The sequence below is a fragment of the Prolinoborus fasciculus genome (assembly GCF_056724605.1).
Window position 1 is genome coordinate 1 of sequence record NZ_JBWZQN010000143.1, and the last position, 911, is coordinate 911.

Genomic DNA, 911 nt, shown 5'->3' on the forward strand with positions numbered 1-911 from the left:
AGAGGTGGATCAGGAAATTTGAACAACACTTATAAGTGATATTTTGCTCCCCAAATGATGTTATAAACATCAATATATGGAGTATTTTATGACACGTAGACCAAGAAGAAATCATTCAAATGACTTTAAAGCTAAGGTAGCACTTGCTGCGATTAAAGCAGAAAAAACACTTGCTGAATTGAGTGCTGAATTTGATGTTCATCAAAACCAAATTATTGACTGGAAAAATCAACTGATTTCAGCTTCCTCGCAAGCTTTCGATCAATCAAAAGCTCCAACAGAACCACCCATCGATCTAAAAAAACTACATGCAAAAATCGGTGAGCAGGCATTAGAAATTGATTTTTTAGAAGGTGTGTTGAAGAAACTGGGCCGCTTCAACCACAAAAGTTAATCGATGACTCACTTCAGATTTCAGTATCTAAGCAAGCTAAGCTGCTGAAAGTCTCCCGTGGTTGTTATTACTATCGCCCAAAACCTGTGAGTGAATCAGATCTGAAGCTGATGCGCTGTATGGATGAGTTACATATGCAATACCCTTTTGCAGGTAGCCGTATGATGCGTGATTTATTGAATCGTCAAGGACATCATATAGGACGACGTCATACACGTACTTTAATGAAGAAAATGGGCATTAATGCGTTATATCGTAAACCAAATCTAAGTCAGGCCAATCAAGCTCACCGTAAATATCCATATCTGCTCAAAGGATTGGCTATTCAGCGCAGTAATCAAGTGTGGTGTACGGATATAACGTATATCCCTATGGCAAAAGGCTTTGTTTATTTATGTGCTGTGATTGATTGGCATAGCCGCAAGGTACTTGCGCATAGGGTATCGATTAGTATGGAGGTGGATTTTTGTATTTCGGCTTTAAATGAAGCGATTGAAAAATATGGATCACCTGAAAT

At 38.4% G+C, this 911-nt stretch carries 1 pseudogene; it reads left to right on the plus strand.

The features are described from left to right. Positions 1 to 76 precede the first annotated feature (76 nt). Positions 77 to 911: pseudogene (locus tag AC1P5O_RS16615) on the plus strand (IS3 family transposase); the annotation flags it as partial.